Origin of the sequence: Streptomyces sp. NPDC015032 (genome assembly GCF_043080425.1) — a bacterium.
In the GTDB taxonomy this organism is placed as follows: Bacteria; Actinomycetota; Actinomycetes; order Streptomycetales; family Streptomycetaceae; genus Streptomyces.
In genome coordinates, this window is sequence record NZ_JBIBVN010000032.1 from 37,021 (window position 1) to 60,168 (window position 23,148).

Annotated in this window: 23 protein-coding genes and 1 pseudogene; 12 read left to right on the forward strand and 12 right to left on the reverse strand. The window is 70.5% G+C overall.

Features of this window, described 5'->3' with window-relative positions:
• Positions 1 to 49: 49 nt before the first annotated feature.
• The 4 genes and pseudogenes from ACF08M_RS31780 (at position 50) to recX (ending at position 3,542) form a co-directional block, all read left to right on the forward strand.
• A complete protein-coding gene (locus ACF08M_RS31780; protein ID WP_392188752.1) occupies positions 50 to 1,222 on the forward strand; it encodes an AI-2E family transporter in 1,173 nt (390 codons plus the stop codon).
• Positions 1,216 to 1,399 (forward strand): annotated as a pseudogene (locus ACF08M_RS31785) (RidA family protein); the annotation flags it as partial. The gene ACF08M_RS31780 and the pseudogene ACF08M_RS31785, both read left to right, overlap by 7 nt.
• Positions 1,400 to 1,688: 289 nt before the next feature.
• Positions 1,689 to 2,813, forward strand: coding sequence for a recombinase RecA (gene recA, locus ACF08M_RS31790; protein WP_392188719.1), 1,125 nt, complete (start codon positions 1,689 to 1,691; stop codon positions 2,811 to 2,813).
• Positions 2,814 to 2,816: 3 nt separating this feature from the next.
• Positions 2,817 to 3,542, forward strand: a complete 726-nt coding sequence (recX, locus tag ACF08M_RS31795; RefSeq protein ID WP_392188720.1) for a recombination regulator RecX — start codon at positions 2,817 to 2,819, stop codon at positions 3,540 to 3,542.
• A gap of 668 nt (positions 3,543 to 4,210) precedes the next feature.
• Here the strand turns inward: recX and ACF08M_RS31800 are convergent.
• Positions 4,211 to 5,665, reverse strand: a complete 1,455-nt coding sequence (locus ACF08M_RS31800) for an MFS transporter (protein ID WP_392188721.1) — start codon at positions 5,663 to 5,665, stop codon at positions 4,211 to 4,213.
• A 162-nt stretch (positions 5,666 to 5,827) separates the two neighbouring features.
• Here ACF08M_RS31800 and ACF08M_RS31805 point away from each other — a divergent pair, with 162 nt between their 5' ends.
• Positions 5,828 to 6,475 carry a TetR family transcriptional regulator gene (locus tag ACF08M_RS31805; RefSeq protein ID WP_392188722.1) on the forward strand — a complete coding sequence of 216 codons (648 nt, stop codon included), beginning with the start codon at positions 5,828 to 5,830 and terminating at the stop codon, positions 6,473 to 6,475.
• A gap of 90 nt (positions 6,476 to 6,565) precedes the next feature.
• On the opposite strand, the gene ACF08M_RS31810 is transcribed toward ACF08M_RS31805, so the two are convergent.
• From ACF08M_RS31810 to ACF08M_RS31850, 9 genes are all read right to left on the reverse strand, one after another.
• Positions 6,566 to 7,213, reverse strand: a complete 648-nt coding sequence (locus ACF08M_RS31810; RefSeq protein ID WP_392188723.1) for a hypothetical protein — start codon at positions 7,211 to 7,213, stop codon at positions 6,566 to 6,568.
• A gap of 545 nt (positions 7,214 to 7,758) precedes the next feature.
• Positions 7,759 to 8,166: a rhodanese-like domain-containing protein gene (locus ACF08M_RS31815; protein ID WP_392188724.1), complete on the reverse strand. Its 408-nt coding sequence runs from the start codon at positions 8,164 to 8,166 to the stop codon at positions 7,759 to 7,761.
• Positions 8,163 to 8,714 carry a cysteine dioxygenase gene (locus ACF08M_RS31820; RefSeq protein WP_392188725.1) on the reverse strand — a complete coding sequence of 184 codons (552 nt, stop codon included), beginning with the start codon at positions 8,712 to 8,714 and terminating at the stop codon, positions 8,163 to 8,165. Before ACF08M_RS31820 ends, ACF08M_RS31815 begins: the two co-directional genes overlap by 4 nt.
• Positions 8,715 to 8,787: 73 nt before the next feature.
• Positions 8,788 to 8,874, reverse strand: a complete 87-nt coding sequence (locus ACF08M_RS31825) for a putative leader peptide (RefSeq protein ID WP_311605579.1) — start codon at positions 8,872 to 8,874, stop codon at positions 8,788 to 8,790.
• Between the two features lie 32 nt (positions 8,875 to 8,906).
• Positions 8,907 to 10,520, reverse strand: a complete 1,614-nt coding sequence (locus ACF08M_RS31830; protein WP_392188726.1) for an FAD-dependent monooxygenase — start codon at positions 10,518 to 10,520, stop codon at positions 8,907 to 8,909.
• 238 nt (positions 10,521 to 10,758) lie between these two features.
• Positions 10,759 to 11,667 carry an amino acid ABC transporter permease gene (locus tag ACF08M_RS31835; protein ID WP_392188727.1) on the reverse strand — a complete coding sequence of 303 codons (909 nt, stop codon included), beginning with the start codon at positions 11,665 to 11,667 and terminating at the stop codon, positions 10,759 to 10,761.
• The gene (locus ACF08M_RS31840) at positions 11,664 to 12,329 is read right to left on the reverse strand and encodes an amino acid ABC transporter permease (RefSeq protein WP_392188728.1); all 666 of its coding nucleotides are present in this window, start codon (positions 12,327 to 12,329) and stop codon (positions 11,664 to 11,666) included. Before ACF08M_RS31840 ends, ACF08M_RS31835 begins: the two co-directional genes overlap by 4 nt.
• 75 nt (positions 12,330 to 12,404) lie before the next feature.
• Positions 12,405 to 13,241: a glutamate ABC transporter substrate-binding protein gene (locus ACF08M_RS31845; RefSeq protein WP_392188729.1), complete on the reverse strand. Its 837-nt coding sequence runs from the start codon at positions 13,239 to 13,241 to the stop codon at positions 12,405 to 12,407.
• Positions 13,242 to 13,310: 69 nt separating this feature from the next.
• Complete coding sequence (locus ACF08M_RS31850; RefSeq protein ID WP_392188730.1) at positions 13,311 to 14,096, reverse strand: amino acid ABC transporter ATP-binding protein; 786 nt, start codon at positions 14,094 to 14,096, stop codon at positions 13,311 to 13,313.
• Positions 14,097 to 14,434: 338 nt separating this feature from the next.
• Between ACF08M_RS31850 and ACF08M_RS31855 the strand changes: the two genes are divergently transcribed.
• Complete coding sequence (locus ACF08M_RS31855; protein WP_392188731.1) at positions 14,435 to 15,127, forward strand: response regulator transcription factor; 693 nt, start codon at positions 14,435 to 14,437, stop codon at positions 15,125 to 15,127.
• 15 nt (positions 15,128 to 15,142) lie between these two features.
• Entirely contained in the window at positions 15,143 to 16,537 is a 1,395-nt protein-coding gene (locus ACF08M_RS31860; protein ID WP_392188732.1) for an ATP-binding protein, read from the forward strand.
• A gap of 25 nt (positions 16,538 to 16,562) precedes the next feature.
• On the opposite strand, the gene ACF08M_RS31865 is transcribed toward ACF08M_RS31860, so the two are convergent.
• Entirely contained in the window at positions 16,563 to 17,561 is a 999-nt protein-coding gene (locus ACF08M_RS31865) for a TAXI family TRAP transporter solute-binding subunit (RefSeq protein WP_392188733.1), read from the reverse strand.
• Between the two features lie 180 nt (positions 17,562 to 17,741).
• Between ACF08M_RS31865 and miaB the strand changes: the two genes are divergently transcribed.
• Positions 17,742 to 19,235, forward strand: a complete 1,494-nt coding sequence (gene miaB, locus ACF08M_RS31870; RefSeq protein WP_392188753.1) for a tRNA (N6-isopentenyl adenosine(37)-C2)-methylthiotransferase MiaB — start codon at positions 17,742 to 17,744, stop codon at positions 19,233 to 19,235.
• 50 nt (positions 19,236 to 19,285) lie between these two features.
• Positions 19,286 to 19,999 carry a class III extradiol dioxygenase subunit B-like domain-containing protein gene (locus ACF08M_RS31875; protein WP_392188734.1) on the forward strand — a complete coding sequence of 238 codons (714 nt, stop codon included), beginning with the start codon at positions 19,286 to 19,288 and terminating at the stop codon, positions 19,997 to 19,999.
• A 93-nt stretch (positions 20,000 to 20,092) separates the two neighbouring features.
• Here the strand turns inward: ACF08M_RS31875 and ACF08M_RS31880 are convergent, their stop codons facing one another.
• A complete protein-coding gene (locus ACF08M_RS31880; protein WP_392188735.1) occupies positions 20,093 to 20,404 on the reverse strand; it encodes an antitoxin in 312 nt (103 codons plus the stop codon).
• A gap of 219 nt (positions 20,405 to 20,623) precedes the next feature.
• Between ACF08M_RS31880 and miaA the strand changes: the two genes are divergently transcribed.
• From miaA to dapF, 3 genes are all read left to right on the forward strand, one after another.
• The gene (gene miaA, locus ACF08M_RS31885) at positions 20,624 to 21,562 is read left to right on the forward strand and encodes a tRNA (adenosine(37)-N6)-dimethylallyltransferase MiaA (protein WP_392188736.1); all 939 of its coding nucleotides are present in this window, start codon (positions 20,624 to 20,626) and stop codon (positions 21,560 to 21,562) included.
• A gap of 107 nt (positions 21,563 to 21,669) precedes the next feature.
• Positions 21,670 to 22,107, forward strand: coding sequence for a hypothetical protein (locus tag ACF08M_RS31890; protein ID WP_392188754.1), 438 nt, complete (start codon positions 21,670 to 21,672; stop codon positions 22,105 to 22,107).
• A gap of 107 nt (positions 22,108 to 22,214) precedes the next feature.
• Positions 22,215 to 23,087 (forward strand): diaminopimelate epimerase, encoded by an 873-nt coding sequence (dapF, locus tag ACF08M_RS31895; RefSeq protein WP_392188737.1) that lies wholly within the window; start codon positions 22,215 to 22,217, stop codon positions 23,085 to 23,087.
• The last annotated feature ends 61 nt before the right edge of the window (positions 23,088 to 23,148 follow it).

Sequence of the window (23,148 nt, forward strand, 5' to 3'; positions counted from 1 at the left end):
CGCCTCTCCGGCCCCGTCGGCCGCGCCGTCGAGCAGCGGGCCGGTCCGCATGCCGGCGTGGCTGCCGCGTGCCATGGTGCTCGCTCTGGCGCTCTACGCCTGTTACCGGCTCGGCAGCTGGGCCTTCGACCAGCTCATCGGGCTGCTGATCAATGTGCTGATCGCGTTCTTCCTGGCGCTCGCCATCGAACCCGCGGTGAGCCGGATGTCGGCGCGCGGCATGCGCCGCGGACTCGCCACCTTCCTGGTCTTCCTCGTGGTGCTGATAGCCGCGGCCGGTTTCGTCGTGCTGCTCGGCTCGATGCTCGCGGGCCAGATCGTCGACATGGTCGAGGGGTTCCCGAAGTATCTGGACTCGGTGATCAACTGGGTCAACCAGAGCTTCCACACCGAGCTCTCCCGGGTCGAGGTCCAGGACAGCGTGCTGCACTCCGACTGGCTGCAGAAGTATGTCCAGAACAGCGCGACCGGAGTGCTCGACATCTCCACCACCGTGATCGGCGGGCTGTTCCGTCTTCTGACGATCTTCCTGTTCTCGTTCTACTTCGCCGCCGACGGCCCCCGGCTGCGGCGCGCCCTGTGCTCCGTACTGCCGCCCACCAGGCAGGCGGAGGTGCTGCGGGCCTGGGAGATCGCGGTCGACAAGACCGGTGGTTACCTCTACTCACGCAGCCTGATGGCGCTCATCTCCGGGATCGCGCACTACATCCTGCTGATGATCCTCGGTGTGCCGTACGCGCCCGCGCTCGCGATCTGGGTCGGCTTGGTCTCTCAGTTCATCCCCACGATCGGTACGTATCTGGCGGGCGCTCTGCCGATGCTGATCGCGTTCACCATCGACCCCTGGTACGCGCTGTGGGTGCTCGGCTTCGTCGTGGTCTACCAGCAGTTCGAGAACTACGGGCTGCAGCCCAAGCTCACCTCCAGGACCGTCGACATCCATCCTGCAGTCGCCTTCGGATCGGTCATCGTGGGCACGGCGCTCATGGGCGCCGTGGGTGCGCTGATCGCGATCCCGGCCGTCGCCACGCTCCAGGCGTTCCTCGGTGCCTATGTGAAGCGGTACGACGTGACGGACGACCCGCGGGTGCACGGCCGCCATCAGCGGCGCGGCGAGCGGGTGCTCACCCGGCTGCGCCGGTCCTGGCGGACCGCCGAGAGCAGCGGCGCCCGCGGCGGACCGGACAGGATCCCGGAGCCGGAGAATCCGGAACGCGCCTGACCGTCTACGTCGTCGACTGGACCCCCGACAAGATGCCCCCGTTCCTGGAGGGAGTCGCCCCGAGGCTCCGCGAAGCCGGGCGTGACCCCGATGGCGCCGGCCCCGCTGATCAGCGTGGCGGCACTGGACGTCCCCGACCATCGGGCTGAGGCCGAAGCCACCGCGATCACCGGCTGAACAGATGCTCTTCGCCCACGGGGCACCGAAGTGGCCGGCTGCGGCGTTCAGCGGCCGGCCGCGGCGCTCAGTGGCGAACCTGCGTGCTCGGTCGCGTCGGCCGATCGGCTCGGCGCGGTGCGCTTGACAGTGAAATCGAACATCCATTCTCATGGGATTCCGGCCGGGTTTTCCCGGGCCCGACCGTGGAGTTGTCCACAGGCCGGGAGGACGTCGAGGCCCATTGTCAGTGGCAGGGGTTAGCGTCTTTGACGTGAAGCGATCGACTCAAGCAAATCGGGTGGAACCCATGGCAGGAACCGACCGCGAGAAGGCGCTGGACGCCGCACTCGCACAGATTGAACGGCAATTCGGCAAGGGCGCGGTGATGCGCCTCGGTGAGCGGCCGAACGAGCCCGTTGAGGTGATCCCCACCGGGTCGACTGCCCTCGACGTGGCCCTCGGCGTCGGCGGCCTGCCGCGCGGCCGTGTGGTGGAGGTCTACGGACCGGAGTCCTCCGGTAAGACGACGCTGACGCTGCACGCCGTGGCGAACGCGCAGAAGCTCGGCGGTTCGGTGGCCTTCATCGATGCGGAGCACGCCCTCGACCCCGAGTATGCGAAGAAGCTCGGCGTCGACATCGACAGCCTCATCCTGTCCCAGCCGGACAACGGCGAGCAGGCCCTCGAAATCGTGGACATGCTGGTCCGCTCCGGCGCCCTCGACCTGATCGTCATCGACTCCGTCGCGGCGCTCGTGCCGCGAGCGGAGATCGAGGGCGAGATGGGCGATTCGCACGTGGGTCTGCAGGCCCGCCTGATGAGCCAGGCGCTCCGCAAGATCACCAGCGCGCTCAACCAGTCCAAGACCACCGCGATCTTCATCAACCAGCTCCGCGAGAAGATCGGTGTGATGTTCGGCTCGCCGGAGACCACGACCGGTGGCCGGGCACTCAAGTTCTACGCCTCGGTGCGCCTCGACATCCGCCGGATCGAGACGCTGAAGGACGGTACCGACGCCGTCGGAAACCGCACCCGCGTCAAGGTCGTGAAGAACAAGGTCGCGCCGCCGTTCAAGCAGGCCGAGTTCGACATCCTCTACGGCCAGGGCATCAGCCGCGAGGGCGGTCTGATCGACATGGGCGTGGAGCACGGCTTCGTCCGCAAGGCGGGCGCCTGGTACACCTACGAGGGCGACCAGCTCGGCCAGGGCAAGGAGAACGCCCGCAACTTCCTCAAGGACAACCCCGATCTCGCCAACGAGATCGAGAAGAAGATCCTTCAGAAGCTGGGTGTCGGCGTCAGGCCGGATGCCGATGCCGCCGAACCCGGTGCGGATGCGACGGGCGGCACCGCGGCTGCGGCCGACAGCGCGAAGTCGGTGCCCGCTCCGGCCGGCAAGAGCAAGCCGGCCAAGGCTGCGGCCAAGAGCTAGACCGTGACGCGTCGTACGGAATGGCCGGTCAGCGTCAGCGACCATGGCGCCGGTCCCGGTCCCGAATTCGCCGCCGGATACACGGCCGGGTCCGAGGGCGCGTACGGGCCGGAGGCCGGTCAGGGCAGCGGTTCGCGCACCGGATTCGGTGAGGGGGAGGGGCGCCGTGCTCGCTCCCGCTCCAGGAACAGCGGCTCCCCTTCCTCGTCGAGGGCCGAGAAGGGGGAGCCGCGAGATCCGGTCGAGCAGGCGCGCAACATCTGTCTGCGGCTGCTCACGGGGACGCCGCGCACCCGAAAGCAGCTCGCGGACGCCCTGCGCAAGCGGGAGATCCCGGACGAGGCGGCCGAAGAAGTGCTGTCGCGCTTCGAGGACGTCGGGCTGATCGACGACGCCGCGTTCGCGGATGCCTGGGTGGAGTCCCGGCATCACGGCCGAGGGCTCGCCCGCCGCGCGCTCGTCCGTGAGCTGCGCACCAAGGGGGTGGACTCCGCCGTCATCGACGAGGCTGTCGGGCAGCTCGACTCCGAGCAGGAGGAGGCGACGGCCCGTGAGATGGTCGCGCGCAAGCTGCGCTCCACCCGCGGCCTGGACCGCGACAAGCGGCTGCGCCGCCTCGCGGGCATGCTCGCCCGCAAGGGGTACGGGGAAGGCATGGCCCTGCGCGTGGTGAGACAGGCGCTGGAGGAGGAGGGCGAGGACACGGAAGGCCTGGACGAGCCTTTCTGATCGCCGGGTTCGAGGGACGTTCGCACGGGGCGGTGTACGTATGGGGAACGCAGGGGCCGGGGGCGGGCTGCCCGGGCAGGACTTGCGCAGGCGGATGGGCGGGGCGGGCGTCGGAGCCGCCGCCGTTGGCGAAGGGGCTGCCCCAACCGAAGAAGCTGCTGTCACCAGCGAAACGGACGAACCGAATCCGTAGTTGGGGTGTTGCCCACACGCCTTCGAGCGGTCTGCGCTTAGCGGGAGCAGCAGGAGCAGCGGGAGTAGTGGGAGCAGCAGGCGCCCGACGCCGGGAGAACCGGTTTTCGCGGACGGCGCGCCGTGGCCGTGTCGCCGGCCGGTCGAGCGGTTGAACGTTCGGACACCCCACGGTTCGGCAAGGGGGATGCCGTAGGTTTCCCGTCCCCGGACTCCGGCCGACCCGGTGGCGAAGACATCGTGATCCGCGCGGACACGTGAGGTGTGGGCCGTTCCCGTGAGCGGGTACGCGCAGGTGGGATGGGCTTGGTGCGCCTTCGGGGGAGGGGAGCCATCGCCATGGAGATGAGCGCCTTCACCACGTAGATCTGCTGGGCGCGGAGGGCCGGATCCCACGCGCCGCCGACAGCGGGACGACGTCGGCGGCGCCGGTGTGCCGGTGGGAGAGGTCGCGGCGGACCGAGACCTGGAACGGATCAGACTTCGGCCGCCGCCTGCTCGGGCGCGGCGGCCCTGCTCTTCGTACCGGCGTCCGAGGCGGCGCGGACGGCCGGGATGACGCTCGCGATGGCCGCGGCGACCAGTGCGATACCGCAGCCGATCATCAGGCCCGTGCGGAAGCCGTTCTCGGAGGTGAAGCTGTGCCCGCCCATGGTGACTGTCATCTGGGAGAGGACCACGCCCATCACGGCGGCACCGACCGAGGTGCCCAGCGAACGCATGAGAGCGTTGAACCCGTTGGCGGCGGCGGTCTCGGAGAGCGGTACCGAGCTCATGATCAGCGCGGGCATCGAACCGTAGGCGAGGCCCACGCCGCTGTTGATGACCATGAGGGCCAGCATGAGCCCCCACGCGGACCCCATGAGCACGAGCGACAGGCCGTACCCGGCGGCCAGCACCAGGACGCCGCAGATCAGGGTGAACTTCGGACCGCGGGCGTCGGTGAGCTTTCCGCCGAACGGCGAGACGATCATCATCATGATGCCGCCGGGCGCCATCCACAGGCCGGCGGCCAGCATCGACTGGCCCAGACCGTAGCCGGTGGCCTCCGGGAACTGGAGCAGCTGCGGCACGACCAGCATGCTCGCGTACATACCGAAGCCGACGAAGACCGAGGCGACGTTGGTGAGCAGCACCCGGGGGCGGGCCGTGGTGCGCAGGTCGATCAGCGGTTCCCGGGTGCGCAGTTCCCAGGCGCCCCAGGCCAGCAGGATCACGACGGCGGCGGCGAACAGTCCGAGGGTGGTCGCCGAGCCCCAGCCCCAGTCGGCGCCCTTCGACACCGCGAGCAGCAGGCAGACCAGTCCCACGCCGAGGCCGACAGCGCCGAGGGTGTCGAAGCGCTGGCCCTTGGCGCCGGGCGGGACGTCGGGGATGAGGAACCAGATCGCCGCGGCGATCAGCGCGGCCAGGACGGCGGAGCCCCAGAACAGCACGCGCCAGTCGGCGTACTGGGCGACCGCCGCGGCGATCGGCAGGCCGAGTCCGCCGCCGATGCCCATGGAGGCGCTCACCAGCGCGATGGAGGAGCTGAGCTTCTCCGGCGGGACCACGTCGCGTAGCAGGGCGATGCCCAGAGGCACCATGCCCATGCCCATGCCCTGCAGCCCACGCCCGATGATCATGGGGACGACGGAGGAGGCGAGGGCACAGACCAGGGAGCCGGCCACGAGCGGCACGGAGCACGCGAGGAGCATGCGGCGCTTGCCGATCAGGTCGCCGAGGCGTCCGGAGATCGGTACGCAGATCGCCCCCGCCAGCAGGGTGACGGTGATCACCCATGCCGCGTTCGACGGCGAGGTGTGCAGGATCTGGGGCAGCTCCGCGATGAGCGGAGTGACCAGTGTCTGCATGATCGCGGCAGTGATGCCGGCGAGGGCCAGCGTGGCGACCACACCGCCGGTGCGGGCCGTGGGCTGGGGGGCGTCCATTCGGGACTCCAGGAGGTGAGGGGGCTGCCGGGCATCATTCGCTCGTCCGGAGCCAAAAGTAAACATCTGCTTACATGGACGCTAGGGCAGGTGCGGGAGTGAGGTCAACATCTGTTTACATCTCGGCGCGGGCGGTACCGTTCGAGCAGAGAGAGGACAGCCATGAAAGCCAGCAGTTCCCCGGCAGGTCCCGCGCCCCTGGCGCCGACGGACGGCAGCCCGCCGCCATCCCGGCGCGGTGCCGGCGCCAGGACCCGCCGGCTCCTGCTCGAATCGGCCCGCCGACGGTTCGCGTACGACGGATACGCGGCCACGACCGTGCGCGACATCGCCGATGACGCCGGGGTCAATGTCGCGCTCATCAACCGTTACTTCCAGTCCAAGGAAGGTCTCTTCGAAGCCTGTCTGACGGCGGTCATCGACGAACTCGTCCGTGCGGCGGGCACAGTGGCCGACCTGGAGCAGATTCCGGGGGTCATCGCCGGCCACACCGCGGGCGTGCTCGCCACGGACGGTCCCAGGGACGCTCTCCTCCTGCTGCTGCGCTCCTCCGGTGACGAGCGCACCGAACAGATGCGCACCGGCCTGCTGCGCACGTTCAGCGAGCGGCTCGCCTCGGCGGCCGGATGGCGGCCCGAAGACCCCGACGGCGACGGGCTCCTTCTGCGTGCCCAACTTGTTCTGTCCGTGGCCTTCGGCATCACGGTGCTGCGCGCCTCTCCCGGTCTGGAGCCGCTCGCGTCGGCCACCGCGCAGGACCTCGCGGGGCCGCTGCGCGAACTGGTCGACGCGCTGCTCACCCGCCACTGAGGCGCGGTGCCGCGCCCCGGCCATGCGCCGGGGCGCCGCCCCTCGCGCCCTCACCGAACGCCGTGCCCGGGGCGTCCGTGCCGACGCGGATCACTGCCCGGCGCGGGCGGCGCGGGCGATGGTGGCGTCGATCAGGGCGAGTGCGTCCTCGGCGGTTCGGCCGGGGCAGCGGTTCCACGGTCCGATCAGACCGGTCCAGCCCCGGGAGCGGAGCTCGGCGACGAGCCAGGCGCCCGCCCGGTCCACGGTGTCGAGGGAGCCGTAGCCCAGGCGGTGGGCGGTGAGCAGGGCACCGCAGACGCACCGGGCGCCGCGCGCGTTGCGCAGCCGGTACGGGGTGTTCTGCCAGCCCCACTCGGTCAGGATCTGCCGGGCGCAGGCGAGATGGGCGGAAGGCCGCACATCGGGCTGCCCGATGCGCCGCCAGGAGTGGAGCCGGTCGGGGAGGATCGCGCCGAGCCGCCCGGGGAGCGGCCGCTCGCGCGGTGCGATGGGCGGCAGGGCACGCGCGGACTCCGCGATGAGCTGATCGACCGGTACGGACAGCAGGTCGCGCCAGTCGGCCTGCTGACGGCCCGTCGGCCGATCGGCGGCGCCGGGGGAGGCGGGGCGTGCGGGGGGTGCGGGCTCGGCAGCGGTGAGATCCCAGCCGATGACGATCCGCTGCCAGACCTCTGTGTCGTGGAGGCGGGCGGCCCGGGCATCGAGCTGATCAGGGGTCAAGGTGGGGGTCGGCATGGGTGCGGAGTCTCCGTCACGTCGGTCCTTGGCGTTGAGCCGAATGTCCGTCGCGTACGGAGATTGCTCCACCCGAGCGTGGCGTTCGGGTGTGTCGGGACCGATTCGGGGTACCGGCGATCGGGATGCGGGGCCGGTCCCCGCGCCCCGGAGCCAGGGGGTGCCGCGCCCTTGGAGCGCGGGACCCGCTCCTCGACGGGATGCCCGCCCGCAACCCGAGCGGATGGCCCCCATGCGACCACGCCTGCCCGAAATCCGGGTGGACGCCCGCACCGGTTGCGTGACCCTCGCCGCGCACGCCCGCATCCGGAGCAGACCGACCTCGGCCGGCGGCCCCACCGCCCGCCCATCCGTCACGCCTCGGCCGGCGGCCCCGCCGCGCGCCCGTCCGTCACGCCTCGGCCGGCAGTCCCGCCGCCCGCCCTGTCCGTCACGCCTCGGCCGGCAGTCCCGCCGCCCGCCCGTCCGTCACGCCTCGGCCGGCGGCCCCGCCGCGCGCCCGTCCGTCAGACCTCGGCCGGCGGCCCCGCCGCCCACCCCGTCCGTCAGGCCTCGACCGGCAGCCCCGCCGCGCGCCACGCCTGGAATCCGCCGATCAGATCGGTTGCCCGGCGCAGCCCCAGCAACCGCAGGGACGCGACGGCGAGGCTCGACGCGTAGCCTTCGTTGCAGACCACCACGACCTGGAGATCGTGGCTCACCGCCTCCGGGGCCCGATGGCTTCCCCACGGGTCGAGCCGCCACTCCAGCTCATTGCGCTCGACCACCAGCGCACCCGGAATCAGTCCGTCCCGCTCGCGCAGCTCCGCGTAGCGGATGTCCACGAGAAGCGCCCCGTCCGCAGCGGCGGCGAGCGCCTCTCCCGGGCCGACCCGGACGAAGCCGGCCCGGACCCGTTCCAGCAGTTCGTCGACCCCGACCGGTGCCGCGGCACCCCGAGGGCTGTCGCTCACTGCCAGTCCTCCGGCCGTTCGACCTGTTCGAGACGGAGTACCGCGCCGGTGCGGCTGTAGCGCCGGATCCACGGCAGCGGGGGGTAATACGCATGGACGGAGACGGCGTGTTCCGTGCGGGATTCGTTCAGCACCTCGTGGACGTGGTGCCGGCCGAACGCCCTGCCCTGGCCGACGGCCAGCTGCCGGGAACGGTCGATGCCCTCGGTGAGTTCGAGGGTCTTCCAGCCATCGGTGGGCAGCCGGGCGGCGAGCGACAACTCGTTGAGGGTTCCGGCCGCGGTGGTGAAGGCGCCGATCGAGTCGGCGTGGTCGTGCCAGCCGGTGCCGGTACCCGGTGGCCAGCCGATCAGCCATGCTTCACTGCCGCCGGGCCCTTCGAGCTGGATCCAGGTGCGGCCCTCGGGATCGAGGGGCAGTGAGGCGACGATCCCGGCGTCGGCGGCGACGCGGCGGACGAAATCGAGCAGTTCCGCGGAGGTCGGACCGGAACCACTGCCGGACACGGGCGCGGATGGGCGTACAGAGGGTGACGAAGGAGCAGACACGGAGACCGTCCTGAGGGTTCGCACGGAGGCACGGCCGTACGGCAGAGCGCACGTCGTGGCAGGAAGAGGCGATTCAGCAGGACGGACGACACACGCAGCCCGCGTAGCGGACGAGGTCCATATGGACCCTCCGCCACAGGCGCACATCGGTGTCGGTCACGTTCCGGAGTACACCATGCGCGTCCGCAGCGGTCAATTGATGCCCGCAGTCTGGTCGGAGCGTACGGAGGCGCGTGCGGCCCCGCCCCGCACCGCGTCCGCCGCGGCGAGGAGTTCCCGGGGCCGTACCCCGCCGAACGACGCCACGAGATGACCGTCCGGCCTGATCAGCAGCACGGTGTGGGCCGACGCCCCCGGGTAGCTCTCGGTCACCAGCAGCTCGGCCTTCACCGGCAGCGCGTCGACGGCCGCGGCCAGCCGCGGCATGACGCCGGCGGTCATCCAGTGACGCCGGTCCCACACCCCCGTGCCGGGCGCCACCAGGACCACCAGGAAGTGCCCCTGCCCCAGCCGTTCGCGCAGCCGCACGGCCGTGCCGTCGGGCGCCGTGACCCGCACATCGGTGACCGGCGCACCCGGGGGCGTACCCACGGATGTGTGCGCCTCGGTGCGTGGGGGCGCAAGGGGCGAGTGCGAGTACGAGGGGGGCGCACCGAGGGGGCCACAGCCCAGATGCCCGTCGGTGAGCAGCGCGTCGTGCCCCCGTGCGCTCCCCGGCACCAGGGTTCGCAGACCTCCGCCGCCGCGCAGTATCGGCATCGACTGGTCCGCGGCGCGCAGCCGTGCGGCGACCGCGGCCCGCCGCTCGGCCTGGTAGCTGTCGAGCAGTACGTCGGAGGCGCCGTGGTGCCAGGCCTGGGCAAGCTTCCAGGCCAGGTTCTCGGCGTCCCGCAGCCCCTCGTCGAGGCCCTGGGTGCCCAGCGCGCCCAGCAGATGGGCGGCGTCCCCGGCCAGGAAGGCCCGGTCGACCCGCCAGCGCAGGGCGAGCCGGTGGTGCAGCGTGTACACGCCCGTGTCCAGCAGTTCGTACGGCGGTGTCTCGCCGCACCAGCCCTCCAGGGTGTCCCGGATCCGGGCGATCAGGGCGTCCGGGGTGACGAGCTCACCACGCGGCGGCAACAGCCAGTCCAGCCGCCAGGCGCCGTCCGTCAGCGGCCGTGCGGTCACCTCGGCGCCGCCGGTGCGCCACGGCGGCAGCCGGTGCAGCACGGCCTGCCCGGGCCAGGGAAGCTCGGTACGCAGCGCCGCGACGGCGTGCCGCTCCACCGCCGTACGCCCGGGGAAGCGGATGTCGAGGAGCTTGCGCACCGTGGACCTGGCGCCGTCGCAGCCCACCAGGTAACTCCCGCGCCACCAGGTCGAATTCGGTTTCCGGGTGTGCACGGTGACCCCGGCCGGCCCCTGCTCCAGCGTGTCGATCCGGCTGTACGGGGCGACCTGCACCAGCCGCTGCGCGGCCACCGCGTCCCGCAGCCCGCGCGTCAGGACGTGCTGCGGCAGATGGACGGGGGCCGGCAACGGGTCGCCCTCGGGGGAGTCCTCGCCGAGCGGCAGCTCGCGCACCAGCTGCCTGCGCCGCATCGACCGCCAGCCGGACCACCGGATGCCCTCGTGCCGCAGCGCTTTGCAGCCGAGCCGCTCCACCAGGGCGGCGGTGTCCTCGCGCAGCACCACCGTGCGGGCCGGACGTGTCTCGTCCTTGGCCGGGTCCTCGTCGAGCAGGACGGTGGGGACGCCCTGCCCCGCGAGGGCGAGCGACAGCGTCAGGCCGACGGGCCCGGCGCCGACGACGATCACCGGGTCCACGACGAGGCTCCTCGAATTCGTGCGGACGACGCAGAAGAAGCGGACGACGCAGGTGAAAGGAGTGAATGGTGCCGGTGGGGAGTAGGGGACGGAGACGCTGTGGCGGCGGGGGCTCGGTGCGCGATCACAGAACGTATGCAACCTACTGCCGGTGCCCGCGTCAAGCGACATCGAACGGCGGCGAGGGGCGGTGGCTGACCAGCCACCGCCCCTCGCCGCCGTTCGATGCGACGAACCGTCAGGCGCGACCGTCGTCGACGACGAGCGCCGGCGTACCGATGGTCTCCGGTGCGCCCCCGGGCGTGGTGCCGGCCGGGGAACCCTTGCTCTTCCTGTTGCGCCGGAGCCACCGCTCCAGCCGGCTCGCGAACGAGGTGAGTGCGAAGTTCAGCGCGAGGAAGATCACGGCCACGACGGTGAAGCACGCGATGGTGTTCGCGCCGTAGTTCGCGCTCATCGGGCGGACCGACGCCAGCAGTTCGGGGAAGGTCATCATGGCGCCGCCGAGCGCGGTGTCCTTCACGATGACGACGAGCTGGCTGACGATCGCGGGCAGCATGGCCGTCACCGCCTGCGGCAGCAGCACGGACAGCATGATCTGGCTCTTGCGCATGCCGAGCGCCTTGGCCGCCTCCGCCTGGCCCTTCGGCAGGGTCTCGATCCCGGCCCGCACGATCTCGGCGAGGACCGAGAAGTTGTACAGCACCAGTCCGGTCACCACGGCGTACAGCGGGCGCACATCGGTGTCGATGGTGGTGTACTCCGCGTACACCGCGTTCGCCGTGATCATCAGGATCAGTACCGGGACGGCGCGGAAGAGCTCCACGACGAAGCCGGCCGGCATCCGCACCCAGCGGTGGTCCGAGAGCCTGCCGATACCGAACAGGGCGCCCAGCGGCAGCGCGATGAGCAGGGCGAAGAACGCCGCCTTGAGCGTGTTCTGGAGGCCCGGCCAGATGTACGTCTCCCACGGCTGGGGGCTAGTGAAGAAGGGCTTCCACTTGATCCAGTCGAGCTGGTGCTTCTCGGCCAGCCCGTCGTACACCCACCACACCACGGCCGCGGCGCACAGGACGAACAGCACCGTGTAGAGGATGTTGCGCCGCCTGGCGCGGGGTCCCTGGGCGTCGTAGAGGACGGAACTCATCGCTTCACCGCCACCTTCTTGCTCACCCAGCCGAGGATCAGGCCGGTCGGGAGGGTCAGAACGATGAAGCCGAACGCGAAGACCAGCGAGATCAGAATCAGCTGGGCCTTGGCCTCGATCATGTCCTTCATCAGGTAGGAGGCCTCGACGACGCCGATCGCGGAAGCGACCGTGGTGTTCTTCGTCAGTGCGATCAGCACGTTGGACAACGGGTTGACCACGGCGCGGAACGCCTGGGGAAGGATGATCAGCCGCAGCACCTGCGTGAAGCTCAGCCCGAGTGCGCGCGCCGCCTCGGCCTGGCCGACCGGCACCGTGTTGATGCCGGAGCGCAGCGCCTCGCAGACGAAGGCGGCCGTGTAGGCGACCAGGGCGAGCACGGCCAGCCGGAAGTTGATGTCTTCGATGACATCGGCACCGAGCTCGATGTTCAGCGTCTGGTTCAGACCCAGCGACGAGAACACGATGATCACGGTCAGCGGAATGTTCCGGACCACGTTCACGTACGCGGTGGCGAAGCCGCGCATCAGGGGGACCGGGCTGACCTTCATGCCGGCCAGCAGCGTTCCCCATATGAGGGAGCCGAGGGCGGAGTAGACGGTGAGCTGCACCGTCACCCAGAAGGCCCCCAGCAGGTCGTAACCTTCAAGAAAGTCGAACACGATCTCCCGCGCTTCCGCGTGTAGGAGGGCACGGCGCGCCGCCGTTCACGGACGGCGCGCCCGGTCAGCCCTGCTTCACTTGACGATGTTGCCGATCTTCGGGGCGACCTCGTTCTTGTAGTTCGCCGGGCCGAAGTTGTCCTTCACGGCCTTGTCCCAGGCGCCGTCCGAGACCATCTTGGTGAGCGCGTCGTTGACCTTCTTCTTGAGGTCGGCGTCGCCCTTCTTCAGGCCGATGCCGTAGTTCTCGTTGGTCATCTTGAAGCCGGCCAGCTTGAACTTGCCCTGGAAGTTCTGCTGCGAGGCGTAGCCCGCCAGGATGCTGTCATCGGTGGTCAGCGCGTCGACGGCCTTGTTCTCCAGGCCGGTCAGGCACTCCGAGTAGCCGCCGTACGTCTGGAGCTGCGCCTTCGGCGCCAGCTTGTCGTGGACGTTCTTCGCCGAGGTCGAGCCGGCCACCGAACACAGCTTCTTGTTGTTCAGGTCGGCCGGCGACTTGATCGAGTCGTCGTCGGCACGGATGAGGATGTCCTGGTGCGCCAGCAGGTACGGGCCCGCGAAGTCGACCTTCTGCAGGCGCTCGTCGTTGATCGAGTAGGAGGCGGCGATGAACTTCACGTCACCGCGCTCGATCGCCGTCTCACGGTCCTGGCTCTTGGTCTCCTTGAAGACGATGTCCTTGGCGTCGTAGCCGAGCTCCTTGGCCACGTACGTGGCGACGTCGACGTCGAAGCCGGTGTACTTGCCGTCGGGGGTCTTCAGGCCGATGCCCGGCTGGTCGATCTTGATGCCGATCGTGATCTTCTTGCCGCCGCCCGAGCCGCCGTCCTCCTTGCCGGAGCCACAGGCGGTGGCGGTGAGGGCGAGGGCGAGCACGGCGGCCGAGGCGGCGGTGACCTTACGAAGCTGCATGGTGGTTTTCCCTAGAGTTGACGCGATGGGAGTGATCAGCCGGCCCGGGGCCCGGCGGTGCAGGATCAGTCAGTGGTGAAGGATCTTCGACAGGAAGTCCTTGGCCCGGTCGCTGCGCGGGTTGCTGAAGAACTGGTCGGGCGTGGCCTCTTCGACGATCTTTCCGTCGGCCATGAAGACGACCCGGTTCGCGGCCGAGCGCGCGAAGCCCATCTCATGGGTGACGACGACCATCGTCATGCCGTCCCGGGCGAGCTGCTGCATGACTTCCAGCACCTCGTTGATCATCTCCGGGTCGAGCGCGGAGGTCGGCTCGTCGAAGAGGATCACCTTCGGGTCCATCGCCAACGCGCGGGCGATGGCCACGCGTTGCTGCTGACCGCCGGAGAGCTGGGCGGGGTACTTGTCGGCCTGCGTCGCCACGCCCACCCGGTCGAGCAGCGAACGGGCCTTGTCCTCGGCAGCCTTCTTGTCCGTCCTGCGGACCTTGATCTGGCCCAGCATCACGTTCTCGAGCACCGTCTTGTGCGCAAAGAGATTGAACGACTGGAAGACCATGCCGACGTCGGCGCGCAGCCGGGCCAGCTCCCGGCCCTCCTGCGGCAGCGGCTTGCCGTCGATCGATATGTCACCCGAGTCGATCGTCTCCAAGCGGTTGATCGTGCGGCACAGCGTGGACTTCCCGGACCCGGAGGGCCCGATGACGACCACGACCTCGCCACGGGCGATCGTCAGGTCGATGTCCTGGAGCACATGCAGCGCGCCGAAGTGCTTGTTGACGTTGCTCAGTACGACAAGGTCGTTCGCCGCAGGCGCGGCGTCCTCGGCGCCCTTGGTCACTGAAACTCCGCTCATCGGCTTCTTGCTCCGTCCTCCTCGGTTGGGAAGGACCCTAGTGACGCAGTGCGACCAGCGTCATTACATCTGAGCGGAAATTGAGCATAACGATCCGGCGGCAACCGGACACTCCGCGTGAAGGGGACGGCCGGCGAGGTGCCCGGGGCGTACCGGGTGGATAACGGATGGCTCGATGCAATGGGCGGGCCCTTGACTGACGTACCCGTCATCGGAGTGGATGCCCTGGTACGCCATGACGTGAAACACCTCGGTACGGGGAAGTGACGAGGGGCGTACAAGAAATCGCACCGACACCGCATCTGCGGATCCGGCACCGCACCTACGGAAGGGGGGCCATGAAACTGCTGCTCGTCGAGGACGACAACCATGTCGCGGCAGCCCTCTCCGCGATCCTTGCCCGGCACGGCTTCCGCGTGGTGCACGCGCGCAGCGGCGAGGAAGCGCTGCGGGCGCTGCTGCCGACGGGCGCGGAGCCCTTCGGCGTCGTGCTCCTCGACCTCGGCCTGCCCGACCAGGACGGCTACGAGGTGTGCGGGAAGATCCGCAAGCGCACCTCCATACCGGTGATCATGGTGACCGCGCGCGCCGATGTCCGGTCACGGATCCACGGTCTCAACCTCGGGGCCGACGACTACGTGGTCAAGCCGTACGACACCGGCGAGCTCCTCGCCCGTATCCACGCCGTCAGCCGCCGTAAACCGGCCGGTGAGGACACCGTGCCCACGCCCGTCGCCGCTCTGCGCCTCGGGCACGTCCAGATCGAGCTGCCCACCCGCCGGGTCAGCGTCGACGGCTGCGAAGTCCAGCTCACCCGCAAGGAGTTCGACCTCCTCGCGCTGCTCGCCCAGTGCCCCGGAGTGGTCTTCCGCCGGGAGCAGATCATCAGCGAGGTGTGGCGCACGAGCTGGGAGGGAACGGGGCGCACCCTCGAAGTGCACGTCGCGTCCCTGCGTTCCAAACTGCGGCTGCCCGCACTGATCGAGACGGTGCGCGGGGTCGGCTACCGCCTCGTCGCCCCGTCCGCGTAGAGGCGTACGTCCCAGGTGCGCACCCGGCTGCTTCCCCTGCTCATCATTCTCATGGCGAGCGTGCTGCTCGCCCTCGGCTTCCCGCTGGCCGTCAGCGTCGCCGCCGCCCAGCAGCAGCGTGTCGTCATCGACCGCATCGACGACACGGCCCGGTTCGCCGCACTCGCCCAGTTCGTCGCCGAGCGGACCCCCGGCTACGAGGAACGGCGCCGCATCCTGCGGAGCGAACTCGACGCGTACGCATCGGTGTACGGCATTCGCGCCGGTGTCTTCTACCGCGACGACAGCGCCATGGCGAAAGCGCCGGCCACCTGGCAGCTGCCGATCGAGGGGGAGGGGAGAGAGGCATTCAAGGAGGCGCTCCTGGGGCGTCGCAGCCACGATCCGCCGCAGGTCTGGCCCTGGCAGCGGGGCAGGGTCGTCGTCGCCTCGCCCGTCGTACGGGACGGCGACGTCGTCGCCGTCGTGGTCATCGACTCGCCCACCGCCGACATGCGCGCACGCACACTGCGCGGTTGGCTGCTCGTCGCGGCCGGCGAAGCGGTCGCGATGCTGGTGGCGGTCGGCGCCGCGATCCGGCTCACCGGCTGGGTGCTGCTGCCCGTACGGACTCTCGACGCGGCCACCCATGACATCGCCAGTGGCCGGATGCGATCCCGGGTCGCGGCCTCCGGGGGGCCGCCGGAACTGAGGCGGCTGGCCCGTTCGTTCAACGAGATGGCCGACAACGTCGAGGACGTGCTGGAGCAGCAGCGTGCCTTCGTCGCCGACGCCTCGCACCAGCTGCGCAATCCCCTTGCCGCACTGCTGCTGCGGATCGAGCTCCTCGCGCTCGAACTCCCCGAGGGCAATGAGGAGATCGCCTCCGTACGCACGGAGGGCAAGCGCCTCGGGCAGGTCCTGGACGACCTGCTCGACCTGGCGCTGGCCGAACACGCCGCGGCCGATCTGCGGCTCACGGACATGGGCGCGCTCACCGCGGAACGCGTCGCGTCCTGGCGGCCGGTCGCCGAGGAGAAGGGCGTACGGCTCAGGGCGGACGGCGCGTCCGCCGTAACGGCCTGGGCGGATCCCATCGCACTGTCGAGCGCCCTCGACGCCGTCATCGACAACGCCCTGAAATTCACCCCTGCCGGCGAAGAGGTCCTTGTCACGGTCGCCGCCGGCCGTGACGACGTCACGGTCGTCGTCGCCGACCGCGGACCGGGCCTCACCGCACAGGAGAGGGAGCGCGTCGGCGACCGCTTCTGGCGCAGCGCCCAGCATCAGAACGTGCAGGGCTCCGGCCTCGGACTCTCCATCTCCCAGGCTCTCCTGGCCGCGGGCGGCGGCTCCATCGGGTATGCCGCCCATGAGCCGCACGGACTGCGGGTGACGGTGTCCGTGCCGCGCCAGGGCCCGCAGGGCTGAGAGGCGGGTACGCCCGCCGCCGGGATCAGGGCTTGACCGAGCGGTAGTACCGCCTGGCCCCCTCGTGCAGCGGCAGCGGATCGGTGTAGATCGCCGTGCGCAGGTCCACCAACTGGGCCGCGTGCACCTCGCGCCCGATCCGGTCCCGGCTGTCGATCACCGTCCGGGTGAACGCCTCGGTCAGCGCCGGATCCGTACGGTCCGTGGTCACCAGCACATTGGCGACCGCCACCGTCGGCACCGCCTGACCCTGCTGCACGTTGCGATAGGCATCGGCGGGCATCATGGCCGACCGGTAGTAGCGGGCCGACCCGCCCGCGGCCTGAAGCTCCTTGATCAGCGGGGCCTCCAGCGGCACCAGCCGGATCGCGAACCGGTCCGACAGCTCCTGCACGGCGGACGTGGGCAGCCCGCCGGACCAGAAGAAGGCGTCGAGCCGGCCGTTCTCCAGCTCCGTCGGCATGGTGTCGATCCCGCTGGGAACGGGCGTCACATCGTTCGCGGGATCGAGACCGGCGGCGGTCATCAGCCGGTCGGCGACCAGCCGTACGCCCGAACCCGGCTGCCCCACCCCGACGCGCTTGCCGGTCAGGTCGGAGACCTTGCGTACCCCGGAGTCCCGGGGAACGACCAGCTGGACGTAGTCGTCGTAGAGCCGCACGCAGCCCCGCAGCCGGTCGGCGCCGGGCCCGCCGTCGTTCAGGTAGGTGGCCAGGGCGTCGGTGGTGGCGATGGTGAAGTCGGCCTTCCCGCTCGCCACCCGCGCGATGTTCTGCTGCGAGCCCTCGCTGGTCCGCAGCCGTATCGATACCTTGGGCAGATCCTTGGCCAGGTCCCCCTTGAGTCGTTCGCCGTAGCGCTGGTAGACCCCGCTGCGCACACCGGTGCTGACGGTCAGCGTGCCGCTGGGCGCCGGCTCCCCGAGCGGGAGCAGCCACCACAGCAGCAGCCCGAGCAGGACGACGAGAGCGGCGCACGCCTGAAGCGTGCGCAGCCGGCCGATACGGGACAGTGCCTGGAGCATGGCGGCGATCCTGCCAGCCCGTCCCGGCGATGACCAGGGCCGAAGCCGCGGCGGTCCCGGGCCCGGAGCCCGTACCCGGCCGGGGGACCGCGACGGCGGCCGCCGGGGTATTCATCATCGGGGCCCGGCCGGAGCCCTTACCCTGGACGGGTGAGCGGCAACGACGTGGCTGGTGGAGTAGTGGACGGTTTGAAAACGTACGAGGTGCGCACCTACGGGTGCCAGATGAACGTCCACGACTCCGAGCGGCTGTCGGGGCTGCTGGAGGACGCGGGCTACGTACGCGCCGCGGACGGCTCCGACGGTGACGCCGATGTCGTCGTCTTCAACACCTGCGCGGTCCGGGAGAACGCCGACAACAAGCTCTACGGCAACCTCGGCCGGCTCGCCCCCATGAAGACCAGGCGGCCCGGCATGCAGATCGCCGTCGGCGGCTGCCTGGCGCAGAAGGACCGCGACACCATCGTCCGGCGGGCCCCCTGGGTGGATGTCGTCTTCGGTACGCACAACATCGGCAAGCTGCCGGTGCTGCTGGAGCGCGCCCGCATCCAGGAAGAGGCGCAGATCGAGATCGCTGAGTCCCTGGAGGCGTTCCCCTCCACGCTCCCCACCCGCCGCGAGTCCGCCTACGCGGCGTGGGTCTCCATCTCCGTCGGCTGCAACAACACCTGCACCTTCTGCATCGTCCCGGCGCTCCGCGGCAAGGAGAAGGACCGCCGCACCGGCGACATCCTCGCCGAGATCGAGGCACTGGTCGCCGAGGGCGTCTGTGAGATCACCCTGCTCGGCCAGAACGTGAACGCCTACGGTTCCGACATCGGCGACCGCGAGGCATTCTCCAAGCTGCTGCGCGCCTGCGGGAAGATCGAGGGCCTGGAGCGGGTCCGCTTCACCTCGCCGCACCCCCGCGACTTCACGGACGATGTGATCTCGGCCATGGCCGAGACGCCCAATGTGATGCCTCAGCTCCACATGCCGATGCAGTCTGGCTCGGACACCGTCCTCAGGGCGATGCGGCGCTCGTACCGACAGGAGCGCTTCCTGGGCATCATCGAGAAGGTGCGCGTGGCGATGCCGGACGCCGCCATCTCCACCGACATCATCGTGGGCTTCCCCGGCGAGACCGAGGAGGACTTCGAGCAGACCCTGCACGCGGTCCGCGAGGCGCGCTTCGCCAACGCCTTCACCTTCCAGTACTCCAAGCGTCCCGGAACCCCGGCCGCCGAGATGGAGGGGCAGATCCCCAAGGAGGTCGTCCAGGAGCGGTACATGCGCCTGTCCGCCCTCCAGGAGGAGATCTCCTGGGAGGAGAACAAGAAGCAGGTCGGCCGGACGCTGGAGATCATGGTCGCGGAGGGCGAGGGCCGCAAGGACGGTGCCACCCACCGTCTCTCCGGCCGCGCCCCCGACAACCGCCTGGTCCACTTCACCAAGCCGGACGAGGACGTGCGTCCCGGCGATGTGGTGACCGTCGAGATCACCTACGCCGCCCCGCACCACCTGCTCGCCGAGGGCGCTCCGGTGGGCGTGCGGCGGACCCGGGCCGGGGACGCCTGGGAGAAGCGCGCCGCCACCGAGGCCGCCAAGCCGGCCGGAGTGATGCTGGGCCTGCCCGGTATCGGTGTCCCGGCGCCGCTGCCGGCCGCGGCGGTTCCCGGCTGCGGCTGCGACTGACACCGGCGGGAGACGGACGGCAACGGCGGCCGACCAGTACGCTGCCCACCATGCTTGTCGCTGCCGCTGTCTGCCCCTGCCCGCCCCTGCTGGTACCCGAGGTCGCCGCCGGTGCCGCGTCCGAACTCGACGCTCTGCGGGACGCCTGCTCCGAGGCCCTCGGCGCGCTGGCCGCGGCCCGGCCCGATCTGCTGATCGTGATCGGACCCGCGGACCACGCGGGCCGCGGACCGCACCCCGAGGGGGCCACCGGCACTTTCCAGGGCTTCGGCGTCGATCTGGACGTGAGGCTCGGCCGCGACCGCGAGCAGGCGACCGACCGCCCCCTTCCGTCCTCCCTGGCCGTCGGCGCCTGGCTGCTCGCCCGTGCGCAGTGGGCCGCGGCGCCGGTCGAAGGGCTCGGCGTGGGCGAGCCGCTCGAAACGGGCCGCTGCACGAGCACCGGGCGGGACCTGGCCGCCAGGGCGGAACGGGTGGCACTGCTGGTGCTGGGCGACGGCAGCGCCTGCCGCTCGCTCAAGGCCCCGGGCTATCTTGACGACCGCGCCGAGGCGTTCGACGCGGCGGCCGCGCGGGCGCTGGGCGCCGCCGACCCCGGCGCGCTGATCGCGCTGGACGAGTCGCTGGCGTACGCGCTGAAAGCGTCGGGCCGGGCACCCTGGCAAGTGCTCGCGGGCGCGGCCGAAGGCGCGGGCCTGAGCGGACAGCTCCTGTACGAGGACGCTCCGTACGGCGTCGGCTACCTGGTCGCCGCCTGGTCCTGAGCGCGCTCGTACCCCGGCGCACCCGGGCGGCGGCCGCGCGGCATCGTCGCCCCACGGCCGTCCGTCCTGCTCGATCGGCTGATCGTCCGGGATTCAGGAAGCGGGCGGCGTGCCCGGCGGCGTACCGCTCTCGTCACCCTTGGCGCCCGCCTCGTCACCAGTGGCGCCCGCCTCATCCTTGGCGCCCGCCTCGTCGTGCTTGTGGGACAGGCGCTCGACCGCCTCCTTGGCCTTCCTCGTGCCGGATTCGATCTTGTCGCTGTACTTGCCCTTGGTCTTTTGGTCGACCGTCCGTGCGGCCTTGTCGAGCCCTTGGTCGATCTTGCCCCCGTGCTGATGAGCGAGATCGCCGACCTTTTCCTTGGCGGGGCTCAGCTTGGCCTTCAAAGTGTCCAGGAAGCCCATCGGGCACCTTCCCTGCTGGGGGACTATGGCCGGGCGTGCCCTCCGGCCTCGCCGCCCGGCAGCCTCGGGAGGGGGCGAACGGCAAACCGTGAAAAAACGCCCGTATTCACTTAGGAATTCTACTGGTACGGCCGAAGATCCGCGCCGCCCGGAGCAGGGGCGGCAGCCGGTCGCATCGCTCGTTCGGGAAGAGGTCCGCAGGTTTGCGAGACTGGGGCGGTGAGAAGTTCAGCTCCCGCACCGCGGGTCATCACCATCGTCGGTCCCACTGCGGCCGGAAAGTCCGATCTGGGGGTATTCCTTGCTCAGCAGCTCGACGGCGAAGTGGTCAACGCAGACTCCATGCAGCTCTACCGGGGGATGGACATCGGCACCGCGAAGCTGACGCCCGCCGAACGCGGAAACATTCCGCACCATCTGCTGGACATCTGGGACGTCACCGAGGCCGCCAGCGTCGCCGAGTACCAGCGGCTGGCCCGTGCGCAGATCGACCGGCTGCTCGCCGCGGGCCGTACCCCCGTCCTGGTCGGCGGCTCCGGGCTCTATGTGAAGGGCGCCATCGACGCCCTGGAGTTTCCCGGTACGGACCCCGGCATCCGGGCCGGGCTGGAGAAGGAACTGGCCGAGCGCGGCTCCGGGGCGCTGCACGCCCGGCTCGCCGCCGCCGACCCCGAAGCGGGCCGGGCCATCCTGCCGAGCAACGGCCGCCGGATCGTCAGGGCTCTCGAAGTCATCGAGATCACCGGCAAACCCTTCACCGCCAACCTCCCGGGTAACGATGCGGTGTACGACACCGTCCAGATCGGCGTCGACGTGGCCCGACCCGAACTCGACGAACGCATCGCCCTGAGGGTCGACCGGATGTGGGCGGCCGGACTCGTGGACGAGGTACGGAACCTGGAGTCGCACGGCCTGCGCGATGGACGGACCGCGTCCAGGGCGCTCGGCTACCAGCAGGTGCTTGCCGCGCTGGCCCGGGAGTGCACCGAGGACGAGGCGCGCGCCGAAACCGTTCGCGCCACCAAGCGATTCGCGCGCCGCCAGGACTCGTGGTTTCGCCGCGACCCGCGGGTGCACTGGCTCAATGGTTCCGCCGAGCACCGCGGGGAACTCCCGCACCAGGCGCTGGCGTTGGTCGAACGAGCGGTTACAGCCTGATCACGTGATGGCATCGGGACGCCCTGCCCGTCATTTCGGTGACCGGGAGCGTGCCATCATCGAGCATCGATCGACCAGTGGAGTCCGAGTTGGGAGGGCGCGTGGCGATGGAGGCCGGCCCTCGCGACACGGAACACGACGCACCGGACGCGCTGCACGACGCAGGAAGCTTGAGCCCCGACGGGCCCGAAGAGCTCGACGTGACCCCCGAGGTGGAGGTCGAGCTGCGGCCCGCGCGGCGTCTGCGCATCTGGCAGCTCGCGCCGATCGTCATGCTCGCCACGGTGGGATCGCTGATGTTCGCGTTCCCGCTGGCGTTCGAATTCGGCGACGGCGGCGCGGTCGTCGCCATGCTGGGCCTGCTGATCAGCTGCTGCGCCGCGGGCTGGGGCATGATGGCCGCCCGCCGCGTGGGATACACCTGGCCCGGACTTCCGCAGCGGGGCTCGGGCGGGAGAGCCGACTGGCGCGTGATCGCCCTGTACGTCGCCGTGTGCGCCGCACTGGTCGCACTGTCCGTCTGGCGCGTGGCCCGGCTCCGCTGACGGACGCGGCGGGTCCGTCGGCGGGCCGCCCGGATCCCTCTCCTCCCCGTGCGCCGTCGCACGGCCCGGTTTCGCCGGTTGCCGGTGCCGCCTCGTACAGTTGCTCCGTGAGCACCTCGCAGATCGCCTTCCTCAAGGGCCACGGCACCGAGAACGACTTCGTCATCGTTCCCGACCCGGACAACGCCTTCGACCTGCCCGCGTCCGTCGTCGCCCGACTGTGCGACCGCCGGGCCGGCATCGGTGGTGACGGGCTGCTGCATGTCGTACGCTCCGCCGCGCATCCGGAGGCGCGGGCCATGGCGGACGAGGCCGAGTGGTTCATGGACTACCGCAACGCCGACGGCTCGATCGCCGAGATGTGCGGCAACGGCGTACGGGTCTTCGCCCACTATCTGCAACGTGCCGGGCATGTCGAGGAGGGCGACCTCGCCGTCGCGACCCGGGGCGGAGTGAAGAAGGTGCACATCGCCAAGGGCGGTGACATCACGGTCTCCATGGGGCGCGCGGTGCTCCCCGAGGACGGCGTCACGGTCAGCGTGGACGGCCGCAACTGGGCCGCCCGCAACGTGAACATGGGCAACCCGCACGCGGTCGCCTTCATCGACGACCTGGCGCAGGCCGGCGATCTGCTCTCCGTACCGCCGTACAGCCCCGCCGCCGTGTACCCCGAGGGCGTCAACATCGAGTTCGCCGTGGACCGCGGACCACGCCACCTCGCCATGCGGGTCCATGAGCGCGGCGCGGGCGAGACCCGCTCCTGCGGCACGGGCGCCTGCGCCGTCGCCGTCGCCGCGGCACGGAGGGACGGCGTCGATCCTGCGGAGACCGGCGCCCCGGTCACGTACACGGTCGATCTGCCCGGTGGCACCCTCGTGATCACCGAGCGGCCCGACGGCGGGATCGAGATGACGGGGGCCGCAGTGATCGTCGCCCAAGGCACGATCGACCCGGCCTGGCTCGAAACGGTGACTGGCTAGAGCTTCCCTCGAATGGGTGATCCGTTTCACGCTGAGCGAGAGCTGGACTCCGCCACGTGGT

Excerpts from the sequence above, each read along its gene's own strand:
- ACF08M_RS31880 (WP_392188735.1), bottom strand. The coding sequence starts at position 20,404 with ATGGGCTTCCTGGACACTTTGAAGGCCAAGCTGAGCCCCGCCAAGGAA.
- ACF08M_RS31875 (WP_392188734.1), top strand. The coding sequence starts at position 19,286 with ATGCTTGTCGCTGCCGCTGTCTGCCCCTGCCCGCCCCTGCTGGTACCC.
- recA (WP_392188719.1), top strand. The coding sequence starts at position 1,689 with ATGGCAGGAACCGACCGCGAGAAGGCGCTGGACGCCGCACTCGCACAG.
- ACF08M_RS31850 (WP_392188730.1), bottom strand. The coding sequence starts at position 14,096 with ATGAGCGGAGTTTCAGTGACCAAGGGCGCCGAGGACGCCGCGCCTGCG.
- ACF08M_RS31800 (WP_392188721.1), bottom strand. The coding sequence starts at position 5,665 with ATGGACGCCCCCCAGCCCACGGCCCGCACCGGCGGTGTGGTCGCCACG.
- ACF08M_RS31865 (WP_392188733.1), bottom strand. The coding sequence starts at position 17,561 with ATGCTCCAGGCACTGTCCCGTATCGGCCGGCTGCGCACGCTTCAGGCG.
- ACF08M_RS31835 (WP_392188727.1), bottom strand. The coding sequence starts at position 11,667 with ATGAGTTCCGTCCTCTACGACGCCCAGGGACCCCGCGCCAGGCGGCGC.
- ACF08M_RS31855 (WP_392188731.1), top strand. The coding sequence starts at position 14,435 with ATGAAACTGCTGCTCGTCGAGGACGACAACCATGTCGCGGCAGCCCTC.
- ACF08M_RS31805 (WP_392188722.1), top strand. The coding sequence starts at position 5,828 with ATGAAAGCCAGCAGTTCCCCGGCAGGTCCCGCGCCCCTGGCGCCGACG.
- ACF08M_RS31810 (WP_392188723.1), bottom strand. The coding sequence starts at position 7,213 with ATGCCGACCCCCACCTTGACCCCTGATCAGCTCGATGCCCGGGCCGCC.
- ACF08M_RS31845 (WP_392188729.1), bottom strand. The coding sequence starts at position 13,241 with ATGCAGCTTCGTAAGGTCACCGCCGCCTCGGCCGCCGTGCTCGCCCTC.
- ACF08M_RS31780 (WP_392188752.1), top strand. The coding sequence starts at position 50 with ATGCCGGCGTGGCTGCCGCGTGCCATGGTGCTCGCTCTGGCGCTCTAC.
- ACF08M_RS31890 (WP_392188754.1), top strand. The coding sequence starts at position 21,670 with ATGGAGGCCGGCCCTCGCGACACGGAACACGACGCACCGGACGCGCTG.